The 25269-nt window shown below is 29.9% G+C and carries 26 protein-coding genes; 25 read left to right on the top strand and 1 reads right to left on the bottom strand.

From position 1 onward, the window contains the following. The first annotated feature begins 125 nt into the window (after positions 1–125). The 4 genes from KQI41_RS09905 to KQI41_RS09890 all read left to right on the top strand — a co-directional run bounded on the left by KQI41_RS09905 (position 126) and on the right by KQI41_RS09890 (position 3644). Positions 126–1064, top strand: coding sequence for a DDE-type integrase/transposase/recombinase (locus KQI41_RS09905; RefSeq protein ID WP_216584566.1), 939 nt, complete (start codon positions 126–128; stop codon positions 1062–1064). 260 nt (positions 1065–1324) lie between these two features. Next, a complete protein-coding gene (locus KQI41_RS09900) occupies positions 1325–2152 on the top strand; it encodes a DegV family protein (RefSeq protein ID WP_216585209.1) in 828 nt (275 codons plus the stop codon). An 80-nt stretch (positions 2153–2232) separates the two neighbouring features. Beyond that, complete coding sequence (locus tag KQI41_RS09895; protein ID WP_154441386.1) at positions 2233–3189, top strand: L-threonine 3-dehydrogenase; 957 nt, start codon at positions 2233–2235, stop codon at positions 3187–3189. Between the two features lie 176 nt (positions 3190–3365). Continuing rightward, positions 3366–3644, top strand: coding sequence for a putative Se/S carrier protein (locus KQI41_RS09890; protein ID WP_154441384.1), 279 nt, complete (start codon positions 3366–3368; stop codon positions 3642–3644). Here the strand turns inward: KQI41_RS09890 and KQI41_RS09885 are convergent. Next, a complete protein-coding gene (locus KQI41_RS09885; protein ID WP_216585208.1) occupies positions 3634–4950 on the bottom strand; it encodes a hypothetical protein in 1317 nt (438 codons plus the stop codon). The two genes, KQI41_RS09890 and KQI41_RS09885, sit on opposite strands and share 11 nt — an antisense overlap. 96 nt (positions 4951–5046) lie before the next feature. Between KQI41_RS09885 and KQI41_RS09880 the strand changes: the two genes are divergently transcribed. The 21 genes from KQI41_RS09880 (at position 5047) to sigK (ending at position 25250) form a co-directional block, all read left to right on the top strand. Continuing rightward, entirely contained in the window at positions 5047–5661 is a 615-nt protein-coding gene (locus KQI41_RS09880; RefSeq protein ID WP_216585207.1) for a hypothetical protein, read from the top strand. A 125-nt stretch (positions 5662–5786) separates the two neighbouring features. After that, positions 5787–6215 (top strand): RrF2 family transcriptional regulator, encoded by a 429-nt coding sequence (locus KQI41_RS09875; protein WP_154437840.1) that lies wholly within the window; start codon positions 5787–5789, stop codon positions 6213–6215. A gap of 17 nt (positions 6216–6232) precedes the next feature. Then, positions 6233–7411 (top strand): cysteine desulfurase NifS, encoded by a 1179-nt coding sequence (nifS, locus tag KQI41_RS09870; RefSeq protein ID WP_244971100.1) that lies wholly within the window; start codon positions 6233–6235, stop codon positions 7409–7411. Further along, positions 7411–7848 (top strand): Fe-S cluster assembly scaffold protein NifU, encoded by a 438-nt coding sequence (gene nifU / locus KQI41_RS09865; protein ID WP_154437844.1) that lies wholly within the window; start codon positions 7411–7413, stop codon positions 7846–7848. Before nifS ends, nifU begins: the two co-directional genes overlap by 1 nt. 86 nt (positions 7849–7934) lie before the next feature. Further along, complete coding sequence (locus KQI41_RS09860; RefSeq protein WP_154437846.1) at positions 7935–8111, top strand: hypothetical protein; 177 nt, start codon at positions 7935–7937, stop codon at positions 8109–8111. A gap of 41 nt (positions 8112–8152) precedes the next feature. Further along, complete coding sequence (locus KQI41_RS09855; protein ID WP_216585206.1) at positions 8153–9352, top strand: AI-2E family transporter; 1200 nt, start codon at positions 8153–8155, stop codon at positions 9350–9352. 139 nt (positions 9353–9491) lie between these two features. After that, positions 9492–12125, top strand: a complete 2634-nt coding sequence (alaS, locus tag KQI41_RS09850; protein ID WP_154437850.1) for an alanine--tRNA ligase — start codon at positions 9492–9494, stop codon at positions 12123–12125. Positions 12126–12288: 163 nt separating this feature from the next. Beyond that, positions 12289–12543, top strand: a complete 255-nt coding sequence (locus KQI41_RS09845) for an IreB family regulatory phosphoprotein (protein ID WP_326828268.1) — start codon at positions 12289–12291, stop codon at positions 12541–12543. A 22-nt stretch (positions 12544–12565) separates the two neighbouring features. Beyond that, positions 12566–14608, top strand: coding sequence for an alkaline phosphatase family protein (locus KQI41_RS09840; RefSeq protein WP_216585205.1), 2043 nt, complete (start codon positions 12566–12568; stop codon positions 14606–14608). Positions 14609–14618: 10 nt separating this feature from the next. Further along, a complete protein-coding gene (locus KQI41_RS09835; RefSeq protein WP_216585204.1) occupies positions 14619–15566 on the top strand; it encodes an aldo/keto reductase in 948 nt (315 codons plus the stop codon). 14 nt (positions 15567–15580) lie between these two features. Next, positions 15581–16000: a Holliday junction resolvase RuvX gene (gene ruvX / locus KQI41_RS09830; RefSeq protein WP_154437858.1), complete on the top strand. Its 420-nt coding sequence runs from the start codon at positions 15581–15583 to the stop codon at positions 15998–16000. A 1-nt stretch (position 16001) separates the two neighbouring features. Beyond that, positions 16002–16253 (top strand): DUF1292 domain-containing protein, encoded by a 252-nt coding sequence (locus KQI41_RS09825; RefSeq protein ID WP_216585203.1) that lies wholly within the window; start codon positions 16002–16004, stop codon positions 16251–16253. Between the two features lie 58 nt (positions 16254–16311). After that, entirely contained in the window at positions 16312–16758 is a 447-nt protein-coding gene (locus KQI41_RS09820) for a Fur family transcriptional regulator (RefSeq protein ID WP_154437862.1), read from the top strand. An 84-nt stretch (positions 16759–16842) separates the two neighbouring features. Continuing rightward, a complete protein-coding gene (locus tag KQI41_RS09815) occupies positions 16843–18504 on the top strand; it encodes a ribonuclease J (protein WP_216585202.1) in 1662 nt (553 codons plus the stop codon). A 155-nt stretch (positions 18505–18659) separates the two neighbouring features. Continuing rightward, positions 18660–19151: a QueT transporter family protein gene (locus tag KQI41_RS09810; RefSeq protein ID WP_154437864.1), complete on the top strand. Its 492-nt coding sequence runs from the start codon at positions 18660–18662 to the stop codon at positions 19149–19151. Positions 19152–19240: 89 nt separating this feature from the next. Then, complete coding sequence (gene mltG / locus KQI41_RS09805) at positions 19241–20266, top strand: endolytic transglycosylase MltG (RefSeq protein WP_216585201.1); 1026 nt, start codon at positions 19241–19243, stop codon at positions 20264–20266. 6 nt (positions 20267–20272) lie between these two features. Further along, positions 20273–20929, top strand: coding sequence for an O-methyltransferase (locus KQI41_RS09800; RefSeq protein ID WP_229768440.1), 657 nt, complete (start codon positions 20273–20275; stop codon positions 20927–20929). A gap of 4 nt (positions 20930–20933) precedes the next feature. Then, positions 20934–22163, top strand: a complete 1230-nt coding sequence (locus KQI41_RS09795) for a peptidase U32 family protein (RefSeq protein WP_154437870.1) — start codon at positions 20934–20936, stop codon at positions 22161–22163. Positions 22164–22167: 4 nt separating this feature from the next. Continuing rightward, positions 22168–22788 carry a uridine kinase gene (gene udk, locus KQI41_RS09790; RefSeq protein WP_154437872.1) on the top strand — a complete coding sequence of 207 codons (621 nt, stop codon included), beginning with the start codon at positions 22168–22170 and terminating at the stop codon, positions 22786–22788. A gap of 48 nt (positions 22789–22836) precedes the next feature. Continuing rightward, entirely contained in the window at positions 22837–24489 is a 1653-nt protein-coding gene (locus KQI41_RS09785) for a peptidoglycan D,D-transpeptidase FtsI family protein (protein WP_154437874.1), read from the top strand. A gap of 59 nt (positions 24490–24548) precedes the next feature. Beyond that, a complete protein-coding gene (sigK, locus tag KQI41_RS09780; protein WP_216585200.1) occupies positions 24549–25250 on the top strand; it encodes an RNA polymerase sporulation sigma factor SigK in 702 nt (233 codons plus the stop codon). The last annotated feature ends 19 nt before the right edge of the window (positions 25251–25269 follow it).

Here is a 25269-nt window from a genome sequence, read left to right as displayed (position 1 = left end):
TCAAGTAATAAGAATCAGATATGATATGAGACAATACATTTGTGACAAGTAAATATGAAAAAAGGAAAGACCTCTGATATAATGTTGTTTACCATAACAAACAAAAATCGGAGGGATCTTTCCTTATGAAAACAATTATAACAGAAGAGATGAGATTTCGTCAAAGGGTAGTTAAATATGCAATTAAACATGATAATAATGCTAAGGCAGCTAGAAAATACCATACCAGCCGTCAGCAAGTTCAACGCTGGAGAAAAAGATATGATGGTGATGTAAAATCCTTGGCCAATAGAAGTACAAGACCAAAGTCACATCCTAATCAACATACTCAAGAAGAGTTAGATTTAATAAGATATAAGCATCGATACCATCAGCATGAAGGTTATGCACAGATATATCGTAAGTTAAGAGATGCAGGGTATAAAAGAACCTATGATTCTATGTGTAGACAGATAAGAAAAATGAAATTAAATGTAGCAAAGAAAAGAGTGAGCTATCCTAAATCTAACTATCATAAAAACCTTGCTACTTATCCAGGGGAAAGAGTACAAATAGATGTAAAGTATGTTCCAAATGAATGTATTGGCTTTGCAAGTAATCATAGCAGATACTACCAAATAACAGCTATTGATGAATATTCAAGAAAGAGATATTTAGAATTAGTTAATGAACTTAGCACATATAGTACATCTAACTTTTTAACACGATTAGAAGATAAATTAGGATTTAAAGTTGAATTGGTTCAAACTGATAATGGAATCGAATTTGTTAATGATCAAGATATTACAAATAAGAAAACTAGATTTGAAAAGTATTTAGAAAAGCTAGATATAAAACACAAACGTATTCGTCCATATTCACCATGGCAAAATGGTATAGTAGAGCGTAGTCATAGGATAGATAATGAATTATTCTACAGCAGAAGACGGTTTAGTAGCTATAAAGAAATGGAGAAGTCATTTAGAAGATATAGTAACAAATACAATAACATAGCAAGGAAAATTCTTAACTTTAAGACGCCAAATGAAATAGTTGAGGAGTACTTCTCTAAAAATGCTGCTTAAGATGGTATTACTAATAATTATTTAATCAAGGATCGCTATCGCTTTCCTCCTTGACAAAATAATTACTAGCAATTTAAGAAAACCACAGCATTATTCAGAGAAAATTTTTCAGAGGTCTGTGTCACATATGTTTGACTTCTCTAGAAAAATCAAGTAATAAGAATCAGATAATAGTTGTAAAATAAATTAAAGTATGAAATAATATAATAATTCTGCTATTATTTAATTGTGGAATTATTTACATGTTAGGAGGAATGCAAATGTCAAAAATAAAGATAATCGTTGATAGTACAGGATATATCTCGAAAGAATATGTGAACAAAGAGAATATAACAGTAGTACCTCTGAACTATATATTTGGAGAGGAAATAGGTAAAGAACCTTTTCCGGGTGAATTTAAAAATTTTTACAACAAACTAAGTAGTACAAAGTTATTTCCATCTACTTCACAACCAGCAGCAGGGGATTTTTTAAATGTATTTATAAAGTCTTTTGAAGAGGGATATGATGAGATAATAGCCATTCTTTTGTCTTCTAGTTTAAGTGGTACTTATAACAGTGCAACACTTGCAAAGAATATGCTAGAGGGTAAAAAAATTACTATTATAGATTCCAGAAATGCTGCAGCAAATATAAGATTTTTAGTTGAGGATGCAGTGGAAATGGCTAAGAAAGGAAAAAACTCAGAGGAAATTGAAGCTCATATAAACTCTAAAAAACTAAAGATGAAAGTGTATTTAACTACTGAAACCTTAGAATATTTAGGTAGGGGAGGAAGGCTTTCATCAGTTCAAGCCACTATGGGAAATTTACTGAATATCAAACCTATAATTCAACTAAAAGATGGGGAACTTCAGTTATTAGAAAAAATAAGGGGTAAAAATAAAGCCATAGCTTCAATAATAGATAAAGTGCCAAAAAATGTAGAAAAAATAGGAATCTGTCATGTAATGGATATTGATTCTGCTGTAAAATTTAAAAGTATGTTAGAGGAAAGGTTTCCAAAAGCTTTAGTTACTATAGATGAGTTAGGTCCAGTAATTGGAGCTCATTTGGGTCCTAAAGGTATAGGAATTTGTTTTTATTAATAAAAAGCATATCCAAAATTTACAATTCATGATATAATTATAACGAGCTAAGGATATTAAATACTGCGGAGGTGCATATAATGAGAAAAATATTAGTAACAGGTGCATTAGGACAAATTGGTTCAGAGCTTACAACTGAACTAAGAAGAGTTTATGGAGAGAACAATGTAATTGCCAGTGGTAGAAGAATAAAGGAAGGTCATGAGAAGTTAATAGAATCTGGTCCTTTTGAAATAGTTGATATAACTAAAGGTAAAGATGTATCTGAAATAGTTAAAAAACATAATGTAAATACTATTATAAACCTTGCTGCTATTCTTTCAGCTGTTGGTGAAAAGTATCCAGAACAGTGTTGGGATATAAATATGAATGGATTATATAATATTCTTGAAGTTGCTAGAGAAGAAAACTGTATGGTATATACTCCATCTTCAATTGCTGCTTTTGGACCAACTACTCCACCAGATAATACTCCACAAGACACAATTCAAAGACCAACTACAATGTATGGTGTTACTAAAGTAGCTGGAGAATTATTATGTGATTACTACTTTAAAAGATTTGGAGTAGATACTAGAGGAGTTCGTTTCCCAGGTCTTATTTCTTATGAAACATTACCAGGAGGAGGAACTACAGATTATGCAGTTCATATTTATTACGATGCCTTAAAGAATAAAAAGTATACTAGCTTTATAGGTAAAGATACAAAGATGGATATGATGTATATGCCAGATGCTCTTGATGCCATAGTGGATTTAATGGAAGCAGACCCAGCTAAACTAATCCACAGAAATGCTTTTAACGTAACTGCAATGAGCTTTGACCCAGAAATGTTAGCGGCATCAATTAAAAAAGTTATTCCAGAATTTGAATTAGACTATGAAGTAGACCCAGTAAGACAGGCTATTGCTGATACTTGGCCAAACTCTTTAGACGATTCAGCTGCTAGAGAAGAATGGGGCTGGAATCCAAAATATGATTTAGACGCTATGACTAAAGATATGTTAGATAAATTAAAAATTAAATTAGGTTTATAATATTATAAAACAGGGAGCTTTAGCTCCCTGTTTTATTTTGTCTATCCATAGCATAGTTATCATATATAATCTTATCATAAATGATATAACCTACTCTCATTATTAATAAAATTTCATGTAAAAATTGTAACCAATATATGGTAAAGTAAATACCTTAATATATAGGGGGGAGTATTATGGTCAATGATTATTATATAACTGTATTTGAAACTAAAAATCAAGCCATATTTCTTTATTCTACACTTGAAACTGTAGGATATAGGGTATTTCAGCTAGTATCTTTGCCTTGCAGTATAAAGGCTGGATGCAATTATGGAATAAAATTTAAAGATGAAAGATATATAGATATTATAGTTAATGAGGCCAAGGCGTTAAACATGGAGATTCCTGAGATATATTTTTGTGAAAAACTGCAAGGTAAATACAAGTATTCAAAAGTAATCATCAAGAATTAAAAAACTTATTTAAAAATGTTTTTTTTTTATTAGAATCTATAGTTCTTTGGAGATCATCTAGCCTATTCTCAATATTAAGTTGATTATCTAATATTTTAGTTAAAATATATTGATTATCTATTATTTTTTCTAATTTTTCATCTAACTTCTTCAACTCATATAAAAATGTAGAATCTAGAATTGTTGCTTCAGGAGATGCTTTTTCGTCTACTTCTATATTATTCTCTTCATGAATAACTTCTGATTCCAAAGTAGATTCATCGTTAGTTAGTATGGGAGAAGTTTTATGATACAATTCTAAAAAACAAAGCGTAGGTTCTTCTAAAGTATTTAAATAACCATAATTTATGTGATTTTTTGAAAGTAATATATTTGAGTTAAACTTAACCATGGAGATATTCTGTGGTAAAGGAATGTTTTCTTTCTTTACCCAACTATCTCCATAATCTTTGGAAGATGAAAGTATCATGGAGTCCTTGGAAAAATGTATGAGTTTCAACTCATTGTTTTCTTCAAATATAATTGGATGATTTTTGGATAATCCCATATAAGGCAAGGCTATTTCTTTCCATATGTATTTTTCTTTTCCGCTACCTTTCATTCGTAGATATTTTAGGTTTAGATTATCTTTTGATTCTGCTATCCATAGAATATGAATATTGTCCTTTGAATCTATAAATAAAAACGGAAAAATATTATTAAAGTCTTTGGAAGAAATAAGTTTAGATACAGAGCTCCAAGATTTAGTAAATGGGTTATAAAATCCATGATAGATTTGGGAATCATTATTTATATATGTTTTATATACTATATGAATATTACCTAAACTATCTGCATTCACAAAGAATGGATCTGGAATTCGTTTTGATATATATCTTATGGCATTATGTCTTTCACCGTTTTTATCGTTTAAGATTACATGTTGAATAGTCCATATATTAGAATTAATTATATTGGAATAATTGTATATAATATGAAGTTTATCTTTAACCATTAGAATTTCCATTTGATTATATAAATTTGATGCTAAATCAAATTTAGCAACATTGTTTTTTATCCACTTATCTTTTATATATTTATAATAATTTAATTCTCCTGTATTTGTTAAGGCAATAAGATGTATAACATTATTCTTATCAATAAGTACGGAATATTTCATTATATTTTCATCTAGTATATTTTTAGATTCTAATTCGTTAAAAAATGAATCATAAATTGTGTAAACTATTTCCTTATTTGCTGATAAATCAAATAAAAAAGTCTCTTCATTGGAGTTGAATATAATACTAATATTTTGATTAAACATTTTTTTCACCTCGCGATTAATTTAGTAGCACATTAGTCTATATATACATAATATGATAATGAAAATAGAAATATTAAATTAAAAGGAGTGAATAGCGTGGCTGAATTAAATATTAATGAAAGAACAGTTGAGGCTCTTCGATGTTTGGAATTTGATTGCATAATTACAGATAAGGTATTTGCATCCTGTCAGCAAAGAGAATGTTTCCCACAGGTAGAAGTAGAATTATGCGATAAGACATTTGGAAGCGTAAGATTTAGACCTGGATTTATAGTACCTAATACATTAGTAGTTACAGACACTGATACCCCTAATTTTAGGAGGGTAAGATTTACTGTAAGAATTCCATTCCAGGTGTTAGATTGTAACGGAAATGTAGTAGCTGAAGGATTTTTACCAGACATATTAAAGGATATAATATTATATCTTCCAGATTCTAGAGATGAATTTGAATTCAGAATAGTTGTTGAAACAATGTCAGAAGTTTTAGCACCTCCAGTACAAACAGGAAAAACTTTAAGCTTAGTAGTAGGAACATTTATTATAATAAAAGTAGTAGGAACTGTACAACTACTAATTCCAACATTAGGATATTGTCCAACACCGCCTGAATGTACAGAGTTTAATCCAACAGATATATGTGAAGCTTTTGACTATGCAGACTTTCCTGAATTTTTCCCACCACAATTAAATAGTGGAGGACTATGTTAAATGAAAAAAGAAGAGTTAATTCTCTTCTTTTTTTATGATATATGAATGTTGACAAAAATACTAGGTTATAATATACTTATAATAAATACCAAGTGAACTAGTGGGGATTAAAAAGAGGTGAAAAGATGAAGCTTTCTACAAGAGGAAGATATGGGCTAAAGTCAATGTTTCAGTTATCTTTATACTATGGTAATGGACCCATAGCTTTGAAACAAATTGCTGATGAACAAAATCTATCTGAAAACTATTTAGAACAACTTTTCTCCACTCTTAAAAAAGAAGGATTAATAAATAGTGTTAGGGGTGCACAAGGTGGGTACATGTTATCAAAGGAGCCTAAAGAGATTACCGTAGGGCAAATATTAAGAGTATTAGAAGGGAATATGGCACCATCAGATTGTGTAATGGGTGATGAACATGAATGTTCTAGAGAAGATAGATGTGTGACTAAACAGGTGTGGGTAAGGATAAAAGATAGTATAGATGAAGTCATAGACTCTATTACTTTGCAAGATATGATAGATGATGAAAATAAACTAAATGGAAAAGAATAGGTATAGGAGGAAAACAGATGGATAAATATATATATATGGATAATGCAGCTACTACTCCAGTAAAGAAAGAAGTCTTAGATGAAATGATACCATATTTTACTGAGAAATATGGTAACCCGTCATCAGTATATTCTCTAGGTTCCATATCAAAAAGAGCTATGGAAGATTCAAGAGAGAAGATTGCGAAAATAATAAATTCAGATAAAAGAGAAATGTTTTTTACAGGTGGTGGATCTGAAGCTGACAACTGGGCAATAAAAGGTATTGCTTATGGAAACAAACAAAAAGGAAACCATATAATAACTACTAAAATTGAACATCATGCAGTATTACATACTTGCGATTATTTACAAAAAAATGGATTTGACATAACTTATCTAGATGTAGACGAATATGGTATGATAAGTTTAGATGAACTAAAAGAGGCAATAACAGATAGAACAATACTTATATCTATTATGTTTGCAAACAATGAAATAGGAACTATTCAACCTATTAAAGAAATAGGAGAAATAGCTAAAGAAAGAAAAATATATTTCCACACTGATGCTGTTCAAGCCATTGGAAATATAAAAATAGATGTAAAAGAATTAAATATAGATTTAATGTCCATATCAGCTCACAAATTCTATGGACCAAAAGGCATAGGAGCATTATACATTAAGCAAGGAGTAAAAATCGATCCTCTTATATCTGGTGGAGGACAGGAAAGAAATAGAAGAGCAGGTACAGAAAATGTAGCAGCTATAGTAGGAATGGGTAAAGCTATAGAACTAGCATATGAAGATTTAGAAGAGCATAATGACAGGTTAACTAAACTAAGAGATAGTTTAATCAAAAAAATAGAAGATAATATTCCTTATGTAAGATTAAATGGTCATCCAACTAAAAGATTACCTGGAAATGTAAATATTTGTTTTAGATTTATTGAAGGAGAATCGTTACTTCTTAGTTTAGATATGGAAAAAATAGCTGGTTCTAGTGGTTCAGCTTGTACTTCTGGATCTTTAGATCCATCTCATGTACTTTTAGCTATTGGACTTCCTCATGAAATCGCTCATGGTTCTTTGAGATTAAGTTTAGGTGACTTCAATACTGAAGAAGAAATTGATTTTGTAGTAGAGAAGCTTGTAAAAATAGTAGATAGACTAAGACAAATGTCACCATTATACGAGAAGATAAAGGAGGAACAATAATGTATTCAGAAAAAGTAATGGAACATTTTCAAAATCCACGAAATGTAGGAGAAATATTAAATGCAGATGGAGTAGGAGAAGTAGGAAATGCAAAATGTGGAGATATAATGAAAATGTATCTTAAAATAGAAGATGGTGTAATTGAAGATGTTAAATTTAAAACCTTTGGTTGTGGCTCTGCCATAGCATCTTCCAGTATGGCTACAGAGTTGATTAAAGGAAAAACTATAGAAGAAGCTATGAATTTAACAAATAAAGCAGTGGCAGAAGCCCTAGATGGACTACCACCAGTTAAAATGCACTGTTCGGTTTTAGCAGAACAAGCTATTAAATCTGCTTTGTTAGATTATTCGAAAAAAAATAATATTCATATTGATGGATTAGAAGATATAAATTTTGATGATGACCATCATGCACATGAGTTAGAAGAACTATAAAATAATATTGGATAAATTTGATAGAATTATTATCTCCTTTTAGTGGAAAGATATAATATGTAAATGACTATAAAGGAGATGATATAATGTTTAACAGTAGAAATAAATATAATAATGGAGCTTTTTGGGGAACTATTATAGGAACATCTATAGGTATAATAATAAGTAATCAAATGACTCCAATGAATAGAAAAAAGATGATGAGATCTACTAAAAAAATGAGTTCCAATTTAATAGATGGAATGAATAACTTGTGGAAATAGGCGGCTATTGCTGCCTTTTACCACTCAAAGGGGTGTATATTATGTTAGATTATTATCAGCCTGGTTTTTTTACTAAAATATTTTGGAGTCTATTGGTAATATTACTTATGTTAGTTATCTATTATTTAATCAATATAGGAAATAAATTTGTGCCAGATAGAAAAAAGATTAGCATAAATGATAAAAAAATTCTTCCTATATTATTAGGAATTATATTTTTATTTTTATTTTTTAATTTAATTAACAAATATCAAATATTATCAGATACTTTTTATACTATAATTTTTTCTGCAATATTAGCATATCTATTTAATCCAATAATTAATTACCTAGAAAAGAAAAAAATAAACAGAGGTCTAGGTGTTCTAATACTATACATAATGATAATATGTATGTTTTTAATTGTAGCTTTTTTAGTAGTTCCAAGATCTGGTACTGAACTTAAAAAATTAGTTACAAATATGCCTATATATTTAGAAAAGGCTTCATTTTTAATGGATGAAATTTATAATAAATATTATTCAACTTTAGGAGATTTGCCACCTTTATTCCAAGGAATTCAACAAGTAGTTATGGAAAACATAGTTGGATTGGAACATATGATTACAGGTACTATTAAGAGCTTTATTGGGGGAGTAGCAAATACCTTTTCAAAAATTGTTAGTTTAATATTGACTCCAATACTTACATTCTACTTTTTAGTAGATAAAAACTATTTTAAAGAAAAACTTATGTTGTTTATCCCAAAAAAACACAGAAAAGAATGTACTAAATTATTTATTCAAATAGACGATTCTTTATCTAAATTCGTTAGAGGAAAAATAATTATGGCAATTTATGTGGGAGTTGCCACATCTATAGTTTTGCTTTTTATGAGGATTGACTTTGCTTTAGTTATTGGATTTATTACGGGGGTAGCAGATATAATTCCTTATATAGGACCATTCCTAGGTTTTGCTCCAGCAGTATTCTTTGCTTACCTGGATAATCCAATAAAAGCTTTATGGGTAGGATTGTTTTTCTTATTTATTCAATGGGCAGAAAATAATATATTAGCTCCTAAGATAATAGGAGAATCAACAGGAATACATCCTTTGATAATACTAGTTTCCATAATAATTGGAGGAGGGGTATTTGGAGTACTTGGAATGATTTTAGCAGTTCCTTTTGTTGCAATATTGTTTATTCTAATTACCTTTATAAGAGAAAAGTTTAAAAAATCTCCAAGGGTTCAGAAATAGATAGTATTTATTGACAAAGACAAGATATTAAATTATAATCCAAATATATCAAAGAGAGAATATCGTCCCTCTACAGGGGCGATTTTTTATAATGAATATAGAAAGTTCTATTTCAAAATTCTATAAAGAGGTGTATATAATGAAAAAAATTGGACTACATGAAATAAGAAAAGAATTTTTAGACTTTTTTAGGGAAAAAGAACATTTAGTTGCACCTAGTTTTTCCCTTGTACCTAAAAATGATAAATCTTTACTATTAATTGGAGCTGGTATGGCTCCATTAAAAAAATATTTTACAGGAGAACAAACACCACCTAATAAAAGAATGGCCACTTGTCAAAAATGTATTAGAACAGGTGATATAGATAATGTAGGTAAAACTGATAGACATGCAACTTTCTTTGAAATGCTAGGTAACTTTTCCTTTGGAGACTATTTCAAAAAAGAAGCTACTGCATGGGCGTGGGAATTTTTAAACAAAAGAATGGAAATTCCAGAAGAAAATTTATGGGTAACAATATATGAAGATGATGATGAGGCTTTTGAAATATGGAATAAAGATGTTGGCGTTTCAGCTGAAAGAATAGTTAGATTGGGAAAAGAAGATAACTTTTGGGAATTGGAAGTAGGACCATCAGGACCTTGTTCAGAAATATATGTAGATAGAGGACAAAAGCATGGCTGTGGATGTCCAGACTGTAAACCAGGATGTGAATGTGATAGATTTATTGAGGTATGGAATTTAGTATTTACTCAATTCGATAAGGATGAAAAGGGAGTGTACCATCCATTACCTAAGCCAAATATAGATACAGGTATGGGACTTGAGAGGATTACCTGTGTAATGGAAGGTGCAAAGACTATATTTGATATTGAAGCCATTAGAGAAATATTAAGAAAAGTAGAAGAAGTTGCGGAAGTTGATTATGGGAAGGATCCTAAAAAAGATGAATCCATAAGAGTAATTACAGATCATACAAGAGCTATGACTTTTCTAGTATCGGATGGAGTACTGCCTAGTAATGAAGGAAGAGGTTATGTACTTAGAAGACTGATTCGTAGGGCAGCAAGACATGGTAAACTTTTAGGTATAGAAAAAGCTTTCTTGAGTTCTGTAGTAGAGGTTTTAATCAACTCATGGCAAATAGAGTATCCAGATTTAAAAACAAGAGAAGAACAGATTAAGAAGATAATTAAGGCAGAAGAAGACAAATTCCAAGAGACTATTCATCAAGGATTATCAATATTGGAAGGTTATATTGAAGAAATAAAAAATAAAGATGCGAAAGTGTTAAGTGGAGAAAAAGCATTTAAATTATATGATACTTATGGTTTCCCGTTGGATTTAACAAAAGAAATTCTTGAGGAAAAATCATTAGAGGTAGACGAAGAAGAATTCAATAGGAATATGGAAGAACAAAGAAATAGAGCAAGACGTGCTAGAGAAGAAGGAGATAGTGGATGGTCAAGTAACAGTGAAGAAGATATATTTGGAAATTTAAAAACCATATTTAGAGGTTATGAAAAAATAAATATTGTATCGGAAGTAACTGGATTATTTTCTAATAATGAAAAAGTAGAAAGTCTGACTGTCGATGAAGAAGGGATAATCATATTAAACGAATCCCCTTTCTATGGAGAGTCTGGAGGACAATTGGGAGACACAGGAATTATAGAAAGTTCTAACTTTAAAGCTAAAGTATTAGATACTAAACATTCAGGAGAGCATTTAATTCATATAATAAAGATAATAGAGGGAGAAGCAAGAGTAGGAGATAAAGTAATAGCCAACGTAGATGAAAATAGAAGGAACTCCATTAGAAGAAACCACTCAGCAACCCATCTTCTTCATAGAGCATTAAAAGATGTACTAGGTGAACATGTTAATCAAGCAGGTTCTATTGTAATGCCCAATAGATTAAGGTTTGACTTTACTCACTTTGAAGGAGTAACACAAGAAGAACTGAAAGAAATTGAAAAAATAGTCAACTCTAAAATCTTAGATAGCCTAGAAGTAGTTACTATAGAGACATCTTTAACTAAGGCTCAAGAAATGGGAGTTGTAGGATTATTTGAAGATAAATATAAAGATGAAGTAAGAGTTTTAAAAATTGGGAACTATTCACAAGAGTTATGTGGGGGAACTCATGTATTTAATACTGCAAATATAGGGATGTTCAAAATAGTTTCAGAATCAAGTATTGCTTCAGGAGTAAGAAGAATAGAGGCCATAACTGGCGAAGCTGTATATAATTATTTAAACCAAGTAGAAAATGAAATAGATGAAATAGCTATTATGTTAAAGGCTAATAAAAATAATCTATTGGACAAAGTTAAAGTCCTAACTGAAGATATAAAAGATAAAGAAAAAGAAATAGAATCTCTTAAAGGTAAAATGGCATCATCTATTGCAGATAAAATATTATCAATGAAGGTGGAAATAGAGGGAATATCATTAATTGCTGAAAAAGTAGATAATTTAGATATGAACGGTTTAAGAAACTTAGGCGATGAAATAAGAAATCGCTTAGGAACAGGCGTAGTAGTTCTTGGAAGTGTGAAAAATGATAAACTTTCTTTTATAGCAATGGTAACAAAAGATTTAACAAATAAGGGAATCCATGCTGGAAACATAATAAAAGAAGTTGCAGGTAGAACTGGAGGCGGTGGCGGAGGCAAACCAGATATGGCCCAAGCTGGTGGTAAGGATATTACTAAAATAGGGGAAGCTTTAGCCATAGTTCCTGATTTAATTCGTTCTCAAATAAAATAATGAAAGAAATAAATATTAGTCATAGACTAATATTTATTTCTTATAAAGATATAGAAAAACTTTGGATTTATATATAATTTTTAATATAGTACTGTAATAGAAACTTTCTTTATTACCAAAGTATAATATGTGGTATAATAATAGTATAATAGGGGGTGTTTGTGTGAATAATAATTTAAATGAAACTATGAAGTTTGAAGTACCAAAGGATAAACAAAGCTCAGTAAGAAATATAATTTTATCTGTATTTTCATCTTTGGAGGAAAAAGGATATGATCCAGTTAATCAGATAATTGGCTATATGCTATCAGGAGATCCATCCTATATTACTAGTCACAACAATGCCAGATCCACCATATGTAGTATAGAAAGAGATGAATTATTAGAAGAATTGTTGAGAACTTACTTGAAGAATTAAGGATTTCTAAGGGAGAATTAATGTGAAAGTAAGAAAGCTTTTATTATTTTTTATATTGCTTATAATTATAATACCGAGTATAGCTTTTGGGGCTAAGGATAATAAAAAAGTATATTTAATAGTAGTAAATAAACTTACCTTAAAAGATATAGAAACTATGGAAAAATTAAAGGATATAATAAAAGAAGGAAGTATTGGACTAATGAATACTAGAGGTACTTCAGGATATAGCGGTGCCGAAAGCTTTCTTACAATTAATTCTTCAGAAAAGTCTTATGCAAACTATAGTAGTATTGATTTTAAAACTATGGACGATGATAAAATAGTAAATCGTTCTTTTAGTAGATTGATTAATTTAAATGAAAATAATAAATATACACCTTATTTAGGTGCAATTGGCGATAATTTACATAGTAAAGGGCTTAAAACAGCCATATATGGAAATAGCAATTTAGAAGATATGCAATTAAACACTTCAGCCTTAATCCCCATGGATTCTAGAGGTTTGATTGATTATGGAAATATAGATAATATAACTATTGAAACTGAGGACTATCCATTTCTTATAAAAACAGATTATAGCAAAATGTTAAAGGAAGTTGAAAATAGCCTTGGAGATTTAATTGTCGTAGATACAGGAGATATAGAGAGAATTTATAGATATAAAGATTATGTATCTAATGAAGAATTTAAAATGATACGAAAAGAGATCTTATTAGATATAGATAGGTTTATTGAAAGCTTAATTAAAGGTTTAAGTAAAGAAAATTCTTTTGTTATAATTACAAGTCCTAATAGTGGGGATATGACAATTGATAGTAATAGTAAATTGTCTCCGATTATACTTTGGGGAAATGGAGTAGAAAATGGAACGTTAACATCTCAAACAACTAAAAAGGACAATATAGTTTCTAATATAGATATTGGTCCAACTATTATGGATTTTTTCGGAGCATCTACAGACAATATGTCTGGAAATAAAATTAACTCAATTAGGAAAAATATAAAATTAATAGATCTTATGAAAGAAAACAATCAAATTAATACTGTATCTAAGGTAAGATATAATACATTATATTATTATGGGTTATTTTCCATGATATCTCTGGGAATAGTAATTATTTTGATTCTTGTCAAGGTCAAGCTTTCAGAGGTGGCTAAAAAATATATTAAGGTATTATTTGGAATGGTAATTATTTTACCTACCGTTTTTAATTTTCTCTCTATACTTAGACTAGAAAGTGTTTATAGTTTTACTTTGTTTTTATTATTATTTATATTGGTTTCTATATTTATTTTATGGTTAACTAAAAAAAGCAGTAATCAAATTATGTATATTAGCGGAGTTTCTATTTTTATAATAATTTCTGATTTGATTTTTAAGGGAAATATAATCAAATATTCAGTTTTATCCTATGATCCAACAATAGGGGCTAGGTACTATGGTATAGGAAATGAAATGGTGGGCTTTTTTTTAGGATCTATAACTATCTTTTCCATAAATATATTGAGAAAATATAAGAGAAAGATAATACCACTGATATTATTGATTTTAGGTACCATATTAGTTGGACATCCAAGATACGGTGCCAATGTTGGTGGAACTATGGCATTTATAGTGACTTTAGTTTTTTATATTATGGAAATATTCAATAAGGAATTAAATATAAAAAGGTTATTAATTTCTTTACTGTTAATAGTATTTTTAGTTTTCGTAATGGGTTATATAGATATTAAGATTAACTCAAATACCACTCATTTAGGAAATACATTGTTACTTGTTAGAAAAAATGGATTATATTATTTAAGGAATGTAATCTTTAGAAAAATTCTTATGAATATAAAATTAGTAGGTAATTCTTTTTGGACGTATTTATTGTTAATAAATATGATTTTTCATAGTGTTATATTTGGCAGCAGAAAAGATAATACTGATTGGATGGCTAGAGTAGCAGGAATAGCAGGAGCTATAGGTGGTTTTTTATTAAATGACTCAGGACTAATTTTAACTGCCATATGTATGAATTTAATCAGCACAGAGTTATATTTAGATTATATAGAGTAAGGTGAAACAATTGAAAAAAGTAAATTTAGGAAATACAGGTATTGAAGTATCAAAGCTATGCTTTGGTTCTCTTACTATGACTCCTTTTCAAGCTAATTTAACAATAAAGGAAGGAGCTTACTTAATAGAATATGCTTATAATAAAGGGATTAACTTTATTGATACGGCGGAAATCTATGAGAATTATAAATATATAAAAGAAGCTTTAAAGAATATAAATAGAGAGGATTATCATATAGCAACAAAAACTTATGCTTATACAAAAGAACTTGCACAAGAAAGTTTGGAACTGGCTTTAAATGAATTAGGAACTGATTATATAGATGTTTTTTTATTACATGAACAAGAAAGTATTCATACTGTAAAAGGTCATTTTGAAGCTATAGAATATTTCTTAAGACAAAAAGAAAAAGGGAAAATTAGAGCTATAGGAATATCAACTCATAGGGTAGCAGGTGCACAAGCAGTAAGGGAAGTAAAGGAATTAGAAATTATCCACCCAATAATTAATAAATATGGTATTGGCATACAGGATGGTACTGTAGAGGATATGTTAAGAGAATTAGAGATAATTCATAATATGGGTAAAGGAATTTATGGAATGAAGCCTTTAGGTGGGGGACATTTAATAAAGGATGTGGAAAATGCCTTTAACTTTGTTAAAGATATTCCATATATAGATTCCATAGCTATAGGAATGCAGTCAATAGATGAAATAGATGCTAATATTTATCTGTTGGAAAATGGATTTATTCCTGAAGATTTAAAGGCTAACCTAAGAACCAAGAAAAGAAAGTTAATAATTGCAGACTATTGCTTAGGCTGCGGTAATTGTGTTAAAAGATGTAATCAAAATGGTATAGAGATAATAGATGGAGTAGCGACTCCAAATGGAAATTGTATTCTATGCGGATATTGTGCAAATGTATGTCCTGAGTTTTGTATAAAAGTAATTTAATATAGGAGAGAGTAATGGAAAGAATAATGGGTTTAGATGTTGGAGATAAGACTATAGGGGTTTCAGTATCGGATTTATTGCAGATAACAGCTCAAGGTGTAACTACCATTAGAAGAGAAAGCAAAGAAAAGGATTTTAAAGCTTTAGAGGATTTAATAAAGGAATATAATATTAAAAAAGTCGTAGTAGGTCTGCCTAAGAATATGAATGGAACTTTAGGGCCACAAGGCGAAAAGACTATGAAGTTTGCTGAAAAACTTAAAAATAAATTTCATATTCAAATCATATATGAAGATGAAAGATTAACTACTATGGCAGCCGAAAAGCTTTTAATTGAAGGAGACGTAAGACGTGAAAAAAGAAAAGGTGTAATAGATAAAGTTGCAGCAAACTTTATATTACAGACTTACTTAGATAGACAAGGGAGGATATAATATGCAAGAAAAAATAGTGTTATTAGATGAGGTTGGAGAGCCACAGGAGTTCGTTATATTAGCAACTTTTGGACTAGACGATGACGATTATGCAGCTTTAATGCCAGCTGATAATATAGATAGTCCAACTTATATTTTAAGAATGGAAAGAGATGATGATGGGGATTTAATCTTGGTTGGAATAGATGATGATGAAGAATTAGAAGATGCAATAGAAGCTTATGAAGATATGCAGAAAGAAAATCTTCAATAGTTGACAAATATGGGAAATAATAGTATTGTTAATTTAAGATTATAGTCGGGTGAATAAAATGGATATTAATATAAATGCTATAAAAGGAAAACTTCAAAATGAAGGATATAAACTTACAACTCAAAGAAGAGCTATATTGAACGTAATGATAGACAATTCCGAAGAACATTTGAGTCCTGAGGAAGTATATAATATTGTCAAAAAGGAATATCCGGATTTAGGTATTGCCACTGTATATAGAACTTTACAGTTGTTTGAAAAATTAAATATAATTTGTAAATTAAATTTTGATGATGGATGCAGTAGATATGAATTAAGTACAGATTCTGAAGGACATCATCACCATCATTTAATATGTTTAAGTTGCGGTAAAGTTATAGAGGTAAAGCTTGATCTTTTAGAAGCTTTAGAGGAGGAAATAGAGAAAGAAGGGCAGTTTACTATAGTAGATCATAATGTAAAATTTTATGGACATTGTAGTGAGTGTAAAAATAAATCCCTATAGGGATTTATTTTTTCGGAAAATCTTATTTTATGAGACTATAAATTAGAAAAATGGAAAAAATAAAGATAGAAGAGGAGTGATTCGGTGCGAAAACCAAATAAATTAAAAGTTATTCCCTTAGGAGGACTAGGGGAAGTTGGAAAAAACATTACTGCAATTGAATATAAAGAAGATATAATTCTAATAGATTGTGGAATGACCTTCCCAGAAGATGAAATGTTGGGAATTGATGTTGTTATTCCTGATATAACTTATATCTTGAAGAACAAAGAAAAAATAAGAGCTATAGTTTTAACTCACGGTCATGAGGATCATATTGGTGCTTTACCATATGTTCTAAATAAAATAAATATACCTATTTATGGAACCAAATTGACTTTAGGACTAGTTGAAACTAAACTGAAAGAACATAAGCTAGATAATGTAAATATGAATATAGTGAAGCATGGTGAAACCATAAAGTTAGGAGTATTCGATGTTGAATTCATAAAAACAGGTCATAGTATACCAGATAGTGCGGCTTTAGCTATTCATACTCCAATAGGAGTAGTGGTTCATACTGGAGACTTTAAAATAGACTATACTCCAATAGATGGTGATGTAATAGACCTAAATCGTTTTGCAGAGTTGGGAAATCAAGGAGTACTACTGCTTATGTCAGATAGTACTAACGCAGAAAGACCAGGCTATACTATGAGTGAAAGAACAGTAGGTAATACTTTTAGAGAAATATTTTTAAATCATAAACATAGAATCTTAGTTGCTACTTTTGCCTCCAATGTTCATAGAATACAACAGATAATACATGCCTCTGAAGAGAATAGCAGAAAGGTAGTTTTATCTGGTAGATCCATGATAAATACCATAGGAGTAGCATTGGAGCTAGGCTATCTTCATATGAAGGAAGGTACTTTAATAGATATAAATGATATGAATAAATATCCAAGTAATGAAATTACCATAATTACTACAGGCAGCCAAGGAGAACCTATGTCAGCATTATCTAGAATAGCATCAGGAGAACATAAAAAAGTTCAAATTCAGCCTGAAGACTTGGTTATAATCTCTGCTACACCTATACCAGGAAATGAAAAAACAGTTTCTAGAGTAATAAATAATTTGGTGGAAAAAGGGACAGAAGTCATATTTGAATCCTTAGCAGATGTTCACGTATCGGGTCATGCTTGTCAAGAAGAGTTAAAACTAATGCAGACTTTAGTTAAACCAAAATATTTTATACCTGTACATGGTGAATTTAGGCATCTTAAAAAGCATGCAGAAATAGCTGAAACATTAGGGACTCCACCAGAAAATATATTTATTTTAAGTAATGGTGAAATAATGGAATTCACTAAAGATACAGCAGAAATAGGTGGGAATGTACAATCAGGAAATATTTTAGTAGATGGACTAGGAGTTGGCGATGTAGGGAATATCGTTCTTAGAGATAGAAAACATTTATCAGAAGATGGTTTAATAGTAGTTGTAGTTACTATTAGCAAGAAAGAAGGTACTATACTGGCGGGCCCAGATATTATCTCTCGTGGATTTGTATATGTAAGAGAATCAGAAGATTTAATGGAAGAAGCTAGAACAGTAGTGAGAGCAGTCCTTGAAGATTGTGAAAAGAAAAAAATAACAGATTGGGCAACATTAAAATCAAATATCCGTGATACTTTAAGAAATCATTTATATGGAAAGATTAAAAGAAATCCTATGATATTGCCGATTATAATGGAAGTATAATAAAAAACCCTGGTATAGATTTATGCCAGGGTTTTTGATATAATAATATGCGAACAAAGTTCCCAATTATAAATTGTAAATCTTTAATTAAATTTTCTATTATATTAACCATGAAATAGAAGTGTATATATTCATTATATAAAGAAGGAGGAAATATGAATACAAGATTTTTAACCAAAGCAAGTTTAATTGCGGCAATATATATAGTGCTAGTTCTAATTCAAATGCTACCAATGCCTTTAGTTAATTTAACTTTTGGTGCAATACAGCTTAGAATAGCAGAAGGATTGACCTTGTTGCCATTAGTAGAATCAGCAGCCATTCCAGGAGTATTTGTTGGATGTTTATTGGCTAATTTACTTCTGGCACCCTATACAGGATTTGGATTAGTAGATATATTGGGGGGTAGTTTAGTTACACTTATTGCAGCTTATATAACCTCTAAAATGAAAAACAAAGTAATGGCAATGGTTCCTCCAATAGTATTAAATGGATTAATTGTATCAATTTGGGTATCATACTATACAAGCGTACCATATTTAGTTACAGCATTAGGTATAGGGGGAGGAGAGTTATTATCAGTAGCAATTTTTGGAACTTTAATTTTATCGGTATACAAGAAGGCAGCTAATTTGAAAGAATATTAAAGATAGTTAATAGGTTCAATTTTATTAGAAGATTTTAGAGCTATTACTGACCAAAAAAGGGAGTTGTTATAGAAATGGAGAAGGCTAAAATGAGGAAATCAAGGAAACGAAGATTTTCTATATTTATATTATTTATAGTTTTATTAGTAAGTGGAGTTTTTATGAACAATTATTATAAGGAAGGGCTAAAGGCAATGAATCCAGACGACCCTTCAGATGTATTAGTGGTTATTCCATCTTCTAGTTCAGTTAATACTATAAGTAATATATTGTATGAAAATAAGCTTATAAAAAATCCGATTATATTTAAGATTAAAGTAAAGACAAGCAATACAGCTAGTACTCTTAAAGCAGGAGAGTACAACCTATCTACAGATATGGATTTAGATACTATAATAAGTAAACTAGTAAAAGGTGGTAAGGATAGAAATACAGTAAGATTTACTATACCAGAAGGTTATGAATTAGAACAAATGGCTGAGAAATTGGCCAAAGAAGGAATAATAGATAAAGATAGATTTATACAGCTATCCAGTGATAAAAAGAATTTTGAAGAAGAATTTTCATTTCTGAAGCAATTGGAAAAAGGCCAAAGCTTGGAGGGGTTCTTATTTCCATCAACTTATGAAATATTTACAGGTACAAAAGAAGAAGAGATTATAGGGAAAATGCTTCATGAATTTGAAAAGATATATGAAAAGGACTTAGAATCAAAGCTTACAGAGCTGAATATGACTTTGAATGAAGCCGTTACATTGGCTTCCATAGTAGAAAGAGAAGGTAAAGTCGATGAAGAAAGACCATTGATGTCAGCAGTATTTCTTAATAGAATAGAGAAAGGCATGATGTTACAGTCCTGTGCCACAGTACAATATGTTTTAGGAGAAAGAAAAGAAGTGTTAAGTAATGCAGATACAAGAATAGACTCACCTTATAACACTTATATCAACGAAGGATTACCTCCAGGACCAATAGCTTCTCCAGGGGAAGAATCCCTTGTAGCAGCAGTAAATCCAGCAGATGTAGATTATTTATTTTTTGTGCTGACAGGTAATGGAACCCATACTTTTACAAAGACTTATGAAGAACATTTACAAGCTAAACCAAAGAAATAAAAGAGGATGGTTAAATTGAATCAAATTAATGAAGAATATATAGAAGATTATATAAGAAGCCTATTACCTAAGAACAATCAAAACTTGCAGATAATGGAGAAGTATGCATCTGATTATCATGTTCCCATAGTACAACCAGAAGTGGCTCAGTTACTAAAACTTCTATTAAAAATGAAAAAACCAAAAAATATACTAGAGGTAGGTACAGCCATAGGCTATTCTACCCTTATAATGGCAGAAGCAACGGAAGGTAAAGCAAATATAACTACAATAGAAAGAAGAAAAGACATGATAGAATTGGCTATAGAAAATATATCCAATACCATCTATAAAGATAATATTGAAATACTAGAGGGAAATGCAGAAGATGTATTGCTTACATTAGATAAAAAATATGACTTTATTTTTCTAGATGCTGCTAAAGGTCAATATATGGATTTTTTTAATAAATGTATTAAATACTTAAATAGTGATGGAATTATTGTATCAGATAATGTACTCTATAAAGGTATGGTTGCAACAGATACTTTAGTTGTTAGAAGAAAGAAAACCATAGTAAAAAGGCTTAGAGCATTTCTGCAATATATAAATCAGATAGAAGGCTATACATCAAGTACTATACCTATAGGAGATGGAGTAGCCATAACATATAGAGAGGAGTAATATTTTGGATAAAATTGAATTACTGGCACCAGCAGGAGATTTAGAAAAATTAAAAATGGCTATTAGATATGGGGCAGATGCAGTATATCTAGGGGGAGAAAGTTTTGGACTAAGAAGGGCATCTAAAAACTTTTCCATTGAACAAATTGAAGAAGGTATAAAATTTGCCCATGAAAGAGGAAAAAAAGTATATATTACTTTAAATATAGTACCCCACGATAAAGATATGGAAGGGCTGGAAGAATACGTTACAAAGCTTTATGAAATAAAGGCAGATGCAGTTATAGTATCTGATGTAGGTATGTACTCAGTAATTAAAAGAACAGTACCAGAACTGCCTATTCACATAAGTACTCAAGCATCAGTAACAAACTATGAAACTATAATGTTTTGGTATAATTTAGGAGTAAGAAGAGTTGTTCTGGCACGTGAATTATCTTTCGAAGAAATAAAAAGTTTAACTAACAGGATTCCAGAGGATTTAGAAATAGAGGCATTTGTTCATGGGGCTATGTGTATGTCATATTCAGGAAGATGTTTAATTAGCAATTACATGACAGGAAGAGATGCTAATAGAGGAGATTGTGCTCATCCATGCAGGTATAAATATGCCCTTGTGGAAGAAAAAAGACCTGGAGAATATTTCCCAGTATTTGAAGATGAAGATGGAACATTTATAATGAACTCTAAAGATCTTTGTATGATAGAACATATAGATAAAGTAGTGAACTCAGGAATTAAAAGTTTTAAAATAGAAGGAAGAGTTAAATCTGCATATTATGTAGCTACAGTTATTAGAGCTTATAGAATAGTAATAGATGAATACTATAAAGACCCTGAAAATTATATATTTGATAATAAATGGCTTAAAGAAATTAAAAAAGCAAGTCATAGAGATTTTACAACAGGATTTTATTTTGGTAAACCGACCCATGAAGCACAAGTATATTCAACATCTTCTTATGTAAGAGGATATGATTTTATAGGAATGATATTAGATTATAATGAGGAAACTAAGATTGCTACAATAGAACAAAGAAATAGAATATTTAAAGGTGAAGAAATAGAAATTTTTGGTCCTTATAAAGAATTTTTCACTCAAACTATTGAAAAGATGTGGGATGAGAATATGAATGAAATAGAAGTAGCTCCTCATCCACAACAAATAGTTAAAATTCTAATGAAAAATCCAGTAGAGGCCATGGATATGATTAGAAAAGAGAAGGAGGATTAAGGCTTTGAAAAGACCATTACTTATAGGAATCACTGGAGGGACAGGCTCTGGAAAATCTACTGTGTCCAAGGAGATATTTAAATCTATCCACGAAAAGAAAATTGCCATAATAGAACAAGATTCTTACTATAAGGATCAATCTCACTTAACCTTTGAAGAAAGAGTAAATACAAATTACGATCATCCTTTTGCTTTTGACAATCAACTACTTATCAAGCAATTAAAAGATTTATTAAACAATAAGGCTATTGAAAAACCTATTTATGATTTCGAGAGACATACAAGAAAAAAAGAAACTGAAATAGTAGAACCAAAGGATATAATTATCTTAGAGGGTATTTTAATACTATCTGAAGAAGAGATAAGAAATCTTTTGGATATTAAAATTTTTGTAGATACAGACTCAGATGTACGAGTTATTAGAAGAATATTAAGGGATATTAAAGATAGAGGACGTACTTTAGATTCAGTAATTCTGCAATATATGGAGACAGTAAGACCAGCTCACTTACAGTTTATAGAACCAACTAAAAGATATGCCGATATTATAATACCAGAAGGTGGGTACAATAAAGTTGCTATAGATATAATAGTGGGAAAAATTGAATCCATATTAAATAATTAATAAATAATCTTCCTAAAAGTGGAAACACTATTTTAGGGAGGTTTTTTTATGGCTAGGGAAATTAGAAATATGATTAGTTCAAGAGTAAAAGGTTTTTATTTTATTTCATTTATAATATTTTTAGGGCTTATAGGACGACTATATTACATTCAGGTATATGATAATGAAGAGCTTAAATTTCAAAGCTTAAAACAAAGAAGCACAGAGATAAGCCTAATATCTAAAAGAGGAACTATTTATGATAGAAATGGCATTCCTATAACCAATAGAGAGAGTACCAAAACATTAGTAGCACCCAGAGAGGAAATTAAAAGCAACAAAGAAATATATGAAAAAGTAAGGAAAAATACCTTATTATCCTTAATGGAAATAGAAGAAATATTGAATAGTAAAAACAAGTTGATTCAAATTCCTTTGAAAAGAGAAATAGATATATCAAATAATCATAATATGTTTATAGTAGATATTACAGATAGATATTCTAAAGATAATATATTATCCCATGTAATTGGATACGTTAATAAAGCAGAAAATAGAGGAGAGTCTGGTATAGAAAAGGTATATGATGAGTTTTTAAATAAAAATAATAAAGAATCTTTATTTGTAGAATACGATAAATTTAGATCTCTAATATTAGGTGGTTCTCACTATGCAGATAATGCTATATCTTCAGAAGAGCCTTCAGCAGTAAGATTGACTATAGATTATAATATTCAAAAGAAATTGGAAGAAATATTAGAATCAAGTTCCATAAAGGGATCTGTAATAGTGGCAGATGCTAAAACTTCTGAAATATTAGCAATGGGAAGTCGACCAAATTTCAACCCAAACTATATGGAAGAGTATTTCTCCAGAGATGATATGGCTTTATATAATAAGGCAATTCAAGTATCTTATCCCCCAGGGTCTATTTTTAAAATAGTAGTATTATTGGCAGCTTTAGAAGAAGATCCTAACTTTATAAACAGAGAATTTTATTGTAACGGACGTGAAGAGTTAGGTAAATTGGTTATAAATTGTAATAATCTTGGAGGTCATGGAAATATATCATTGAAGGATGGATTTGCAAAATCATGTAATTCAGTTTTTATTCAAATAGGAAAGAAAATTGGTGCTAAAAAAATCATGGATATGGCAAAAACTTTGGGATTTGGTGAAAAGGTGGGAATAGGACTTATAGAAGAGGTAAAAGGAATACTACCAGAAGGAGAAGAATTACTAGGTCCAGTTATAGGGAATATTTCCATAGGCCAAGGCAAGATAGAAACCACACCTTTACAGATTACTAATATGATGGCAACTATTGCCAATAATGGACTTCAAAAGGATATGACTATAATTCAAGGTGTAACAAATAAAGATGGTAGAATTATAAAGGCATATAATACCATAGACGATTTAAAAATAATAAGTAGTAAATCATCTAAGACAGTTAAAACTCTGTTAGAAGAAGTAGTAAATACAGGTACAGCAAAAAATATTGATTCAGAATACTTAGGTGGTGTAGCAGGTAAAACTGGTTCAGCAGAAGGAACCCTAAATGGTAAAGCTACTATATATGGTTGGTTTTCAGGATATTTTCCTACAGATAATCCAGAGTATATAATTACTGTATTAGTAGAAGAAGCCAATTCAGGTTCTAAATCTGCATTGCCCATATTTGAAAAGATTTCTAAAGAGATTGTAGATCTAAATAGATAGGACTAGCAAGAAATTATACTTCCAATCATATAATTATATATGAAATGGGGGTGTAATAAGTGAAAAATTGGATTCTATTAATTCTTAGCATAATATCAAAACCCTTTGTAATACTTTGTGGATATATGATTAATTCCAATTCTTTTCCAAAGCCATTATCTAGAGAAGAAGAGGAAAAATATTTAGATCTTTATGCTAAAGGTGATGAGAATGCAAGAAATATATTAATAGAAAGAAATTTAAGATTGGTAGCACATATAGTGAAAAAATACAATAATACTGGAAAGGATACAGAGGATCTAATTTCAATTGGTACTATAGGTTTAATAAAAGGAATATCAACCTACGATCCATCGAAAGGTGTACGATTAGCTACATATTCTGCCAGATGTATCGAAAATGAAATATTAATGACCATAAGATCAACTAAAAAAACAAAGGCAGAAATATCTATGCATGGTCCAATAGGTACAGATAAAGAAGGAAATGAAATTAATCTATTAGACATTCTTGGTTCAGATCCTGATGAAATATTAGATGAAGTACATTTAAAACTACAAGTTAAAAAATTATATAAAGCCATAAATGAAGTTTTAAAAGATAGAGAAAAGGCAATTATAGAACTAAGATATGGTTTAATAGATGGTGTATGTAAGACACAAAGAGAAATTGCAGTAATATTAGGAATATCTAGATCCTATGTATCAAGAATCGAAACAAGAGCTTTAAATAAATTGAATAAAGCTTTAGTAGATAAATAAATTAATCCAGGTAATTTTA

Source organism: Tissierella pigra (genome assembly GCF_018917845.1).
Taxonomy (GTDB): Bacteria; Bacillota; Clostridia; order Tissierellales; family Tissierellaceae; genus Tissierella; species Tissierella pigra.
Note: the sequence above shows the minus strand (reverse complement) of the source record. Positions and strands in the feature narration are given on the sequence as shown.

Excerpts from the sequence above, each read along its gene's own strand:
- KQI41_RS09905 (WP_216584566.1), top strand. The coding sequence starts at position 126 with ATGAAAACAATTATAACAGAAGAGATGAGATTTCGTCAAAGGGTAGTT.
- KQI41_RS09860 (WP_154437846.1), top strand. The coding sequence starts at position 7,935 with ATGTTTAACAGTAGAAATAAATATAATAATGGAGCTTTTTGGGGAACT.
- KQI41_RS09800 (WP_229768440.1), top strand. The coding sequence starts at position 20,273 with ATGGTTAAATTGAATCAAATTAATGAAGAATATATAGAAGATTATATA.
- KQI41_RS09810 (WP_154437864.1), top strand. The coding sequence starts at position 18,660 with ATGAATACAAGATTTTTAACCAAAGCAAGTTTAATTGCGGCAATATAT.
- KQI41_RS09875 (WP_154437840.1), top strand. The coding sequence starts at position 5,787 with ATGAAGCTTTCTACAAGAGGAAGATATGGGCTAAAGTCAATGTTTCAG.
- KQI41_RS09825 (WP_216585203.1), top strand. The coding sequence starts at position 16,002 with ATGCAAGAAAAAATAGTGTTATTAGATGAGGTTGGAGAGCCACAGGAG.
- nifS (WP_244971100.1), top strand. The coding sequence starts at position 6,233 with ATGGATAAATATATATATATGGATAATGCAGCTACTACTCCAGTAAAG.
- KQI41_RS09785 (WP_154437874.1), top strand. The coding sequence starts at position 22,837 with ATGGCTAGGGAAATTAGAAATATGATTAGTTCAAGAGTAAAAGGTTTT.
- KQI41_RS09900 (WP_216585209.1), top strand. The coding sequence starts at position 1,325 with ATGTCAAAAATAAAGATAATCGTTGATAGTACAGGATATATCTCGAAA.
- nifU (WP_154437844.1), top strand. The coding sequence starts at position 7,411 with ATGTATTCAGAAAAAGTAATGGAACATTTTCAAAATCCACGAAATGTA.
- ruvX (WP_154437858.1), top strand. The coding sequence starts at position 15,581 with ATGGAAAGAATAATGGGTTTAGATGTTGGAGATAAGACTATAGGGGTT.
- KQI41_RS09855 (WP_216585206.1), top strand. The coding sequence starts at position 8,153 with ATGTTAGATTATTATCAGCCTGGTTTTTTTACTAAAATATTTTGGAGT.
- KQI41_RS09890 (WP_154441384.1), top strand. The coding sequence starts at position 3,366 with ATGGTCAATGATTATTATATAACTGTATTTGAAACTAAAAATCAAGCC.
- alaS (WP_154437850.1), top strand. The coding sequence starts at position 9,492 with ATGAAAAAAATTGGACTACATGAAATAAGAAAAGAATTTTTAGACTTT.
- KQI41_RS09885 (WP_216585208.1), bottom strand. The coding sequence starts at position 4,950 with ATGTTTAATCAAAATATTAGTATTATATTCAACTCCAATGAAGAGACT.
- KQI41_RS09820 (WP_154437862.1), top strand. The coding sequence starts at position 16,312 with ATGGATATTAATATAAATGCTATAAAAGGAAAACTTCAAAATGAAGGA.
- KQI41_RS09895 (WP_154441386.1), top strand. The coding sequence starts at position 2,233 with ATGAGAAAAATATTAGTAACAGGTGCATTAGGACAAATTGGTTCAGAG.
- mltG (WP_216585201.1), top strand. The coding sequence starts at position 19,241 with ATGAGGAAATCAAGGAAACGAAGATTTTCTATATTTATATTATTTATA.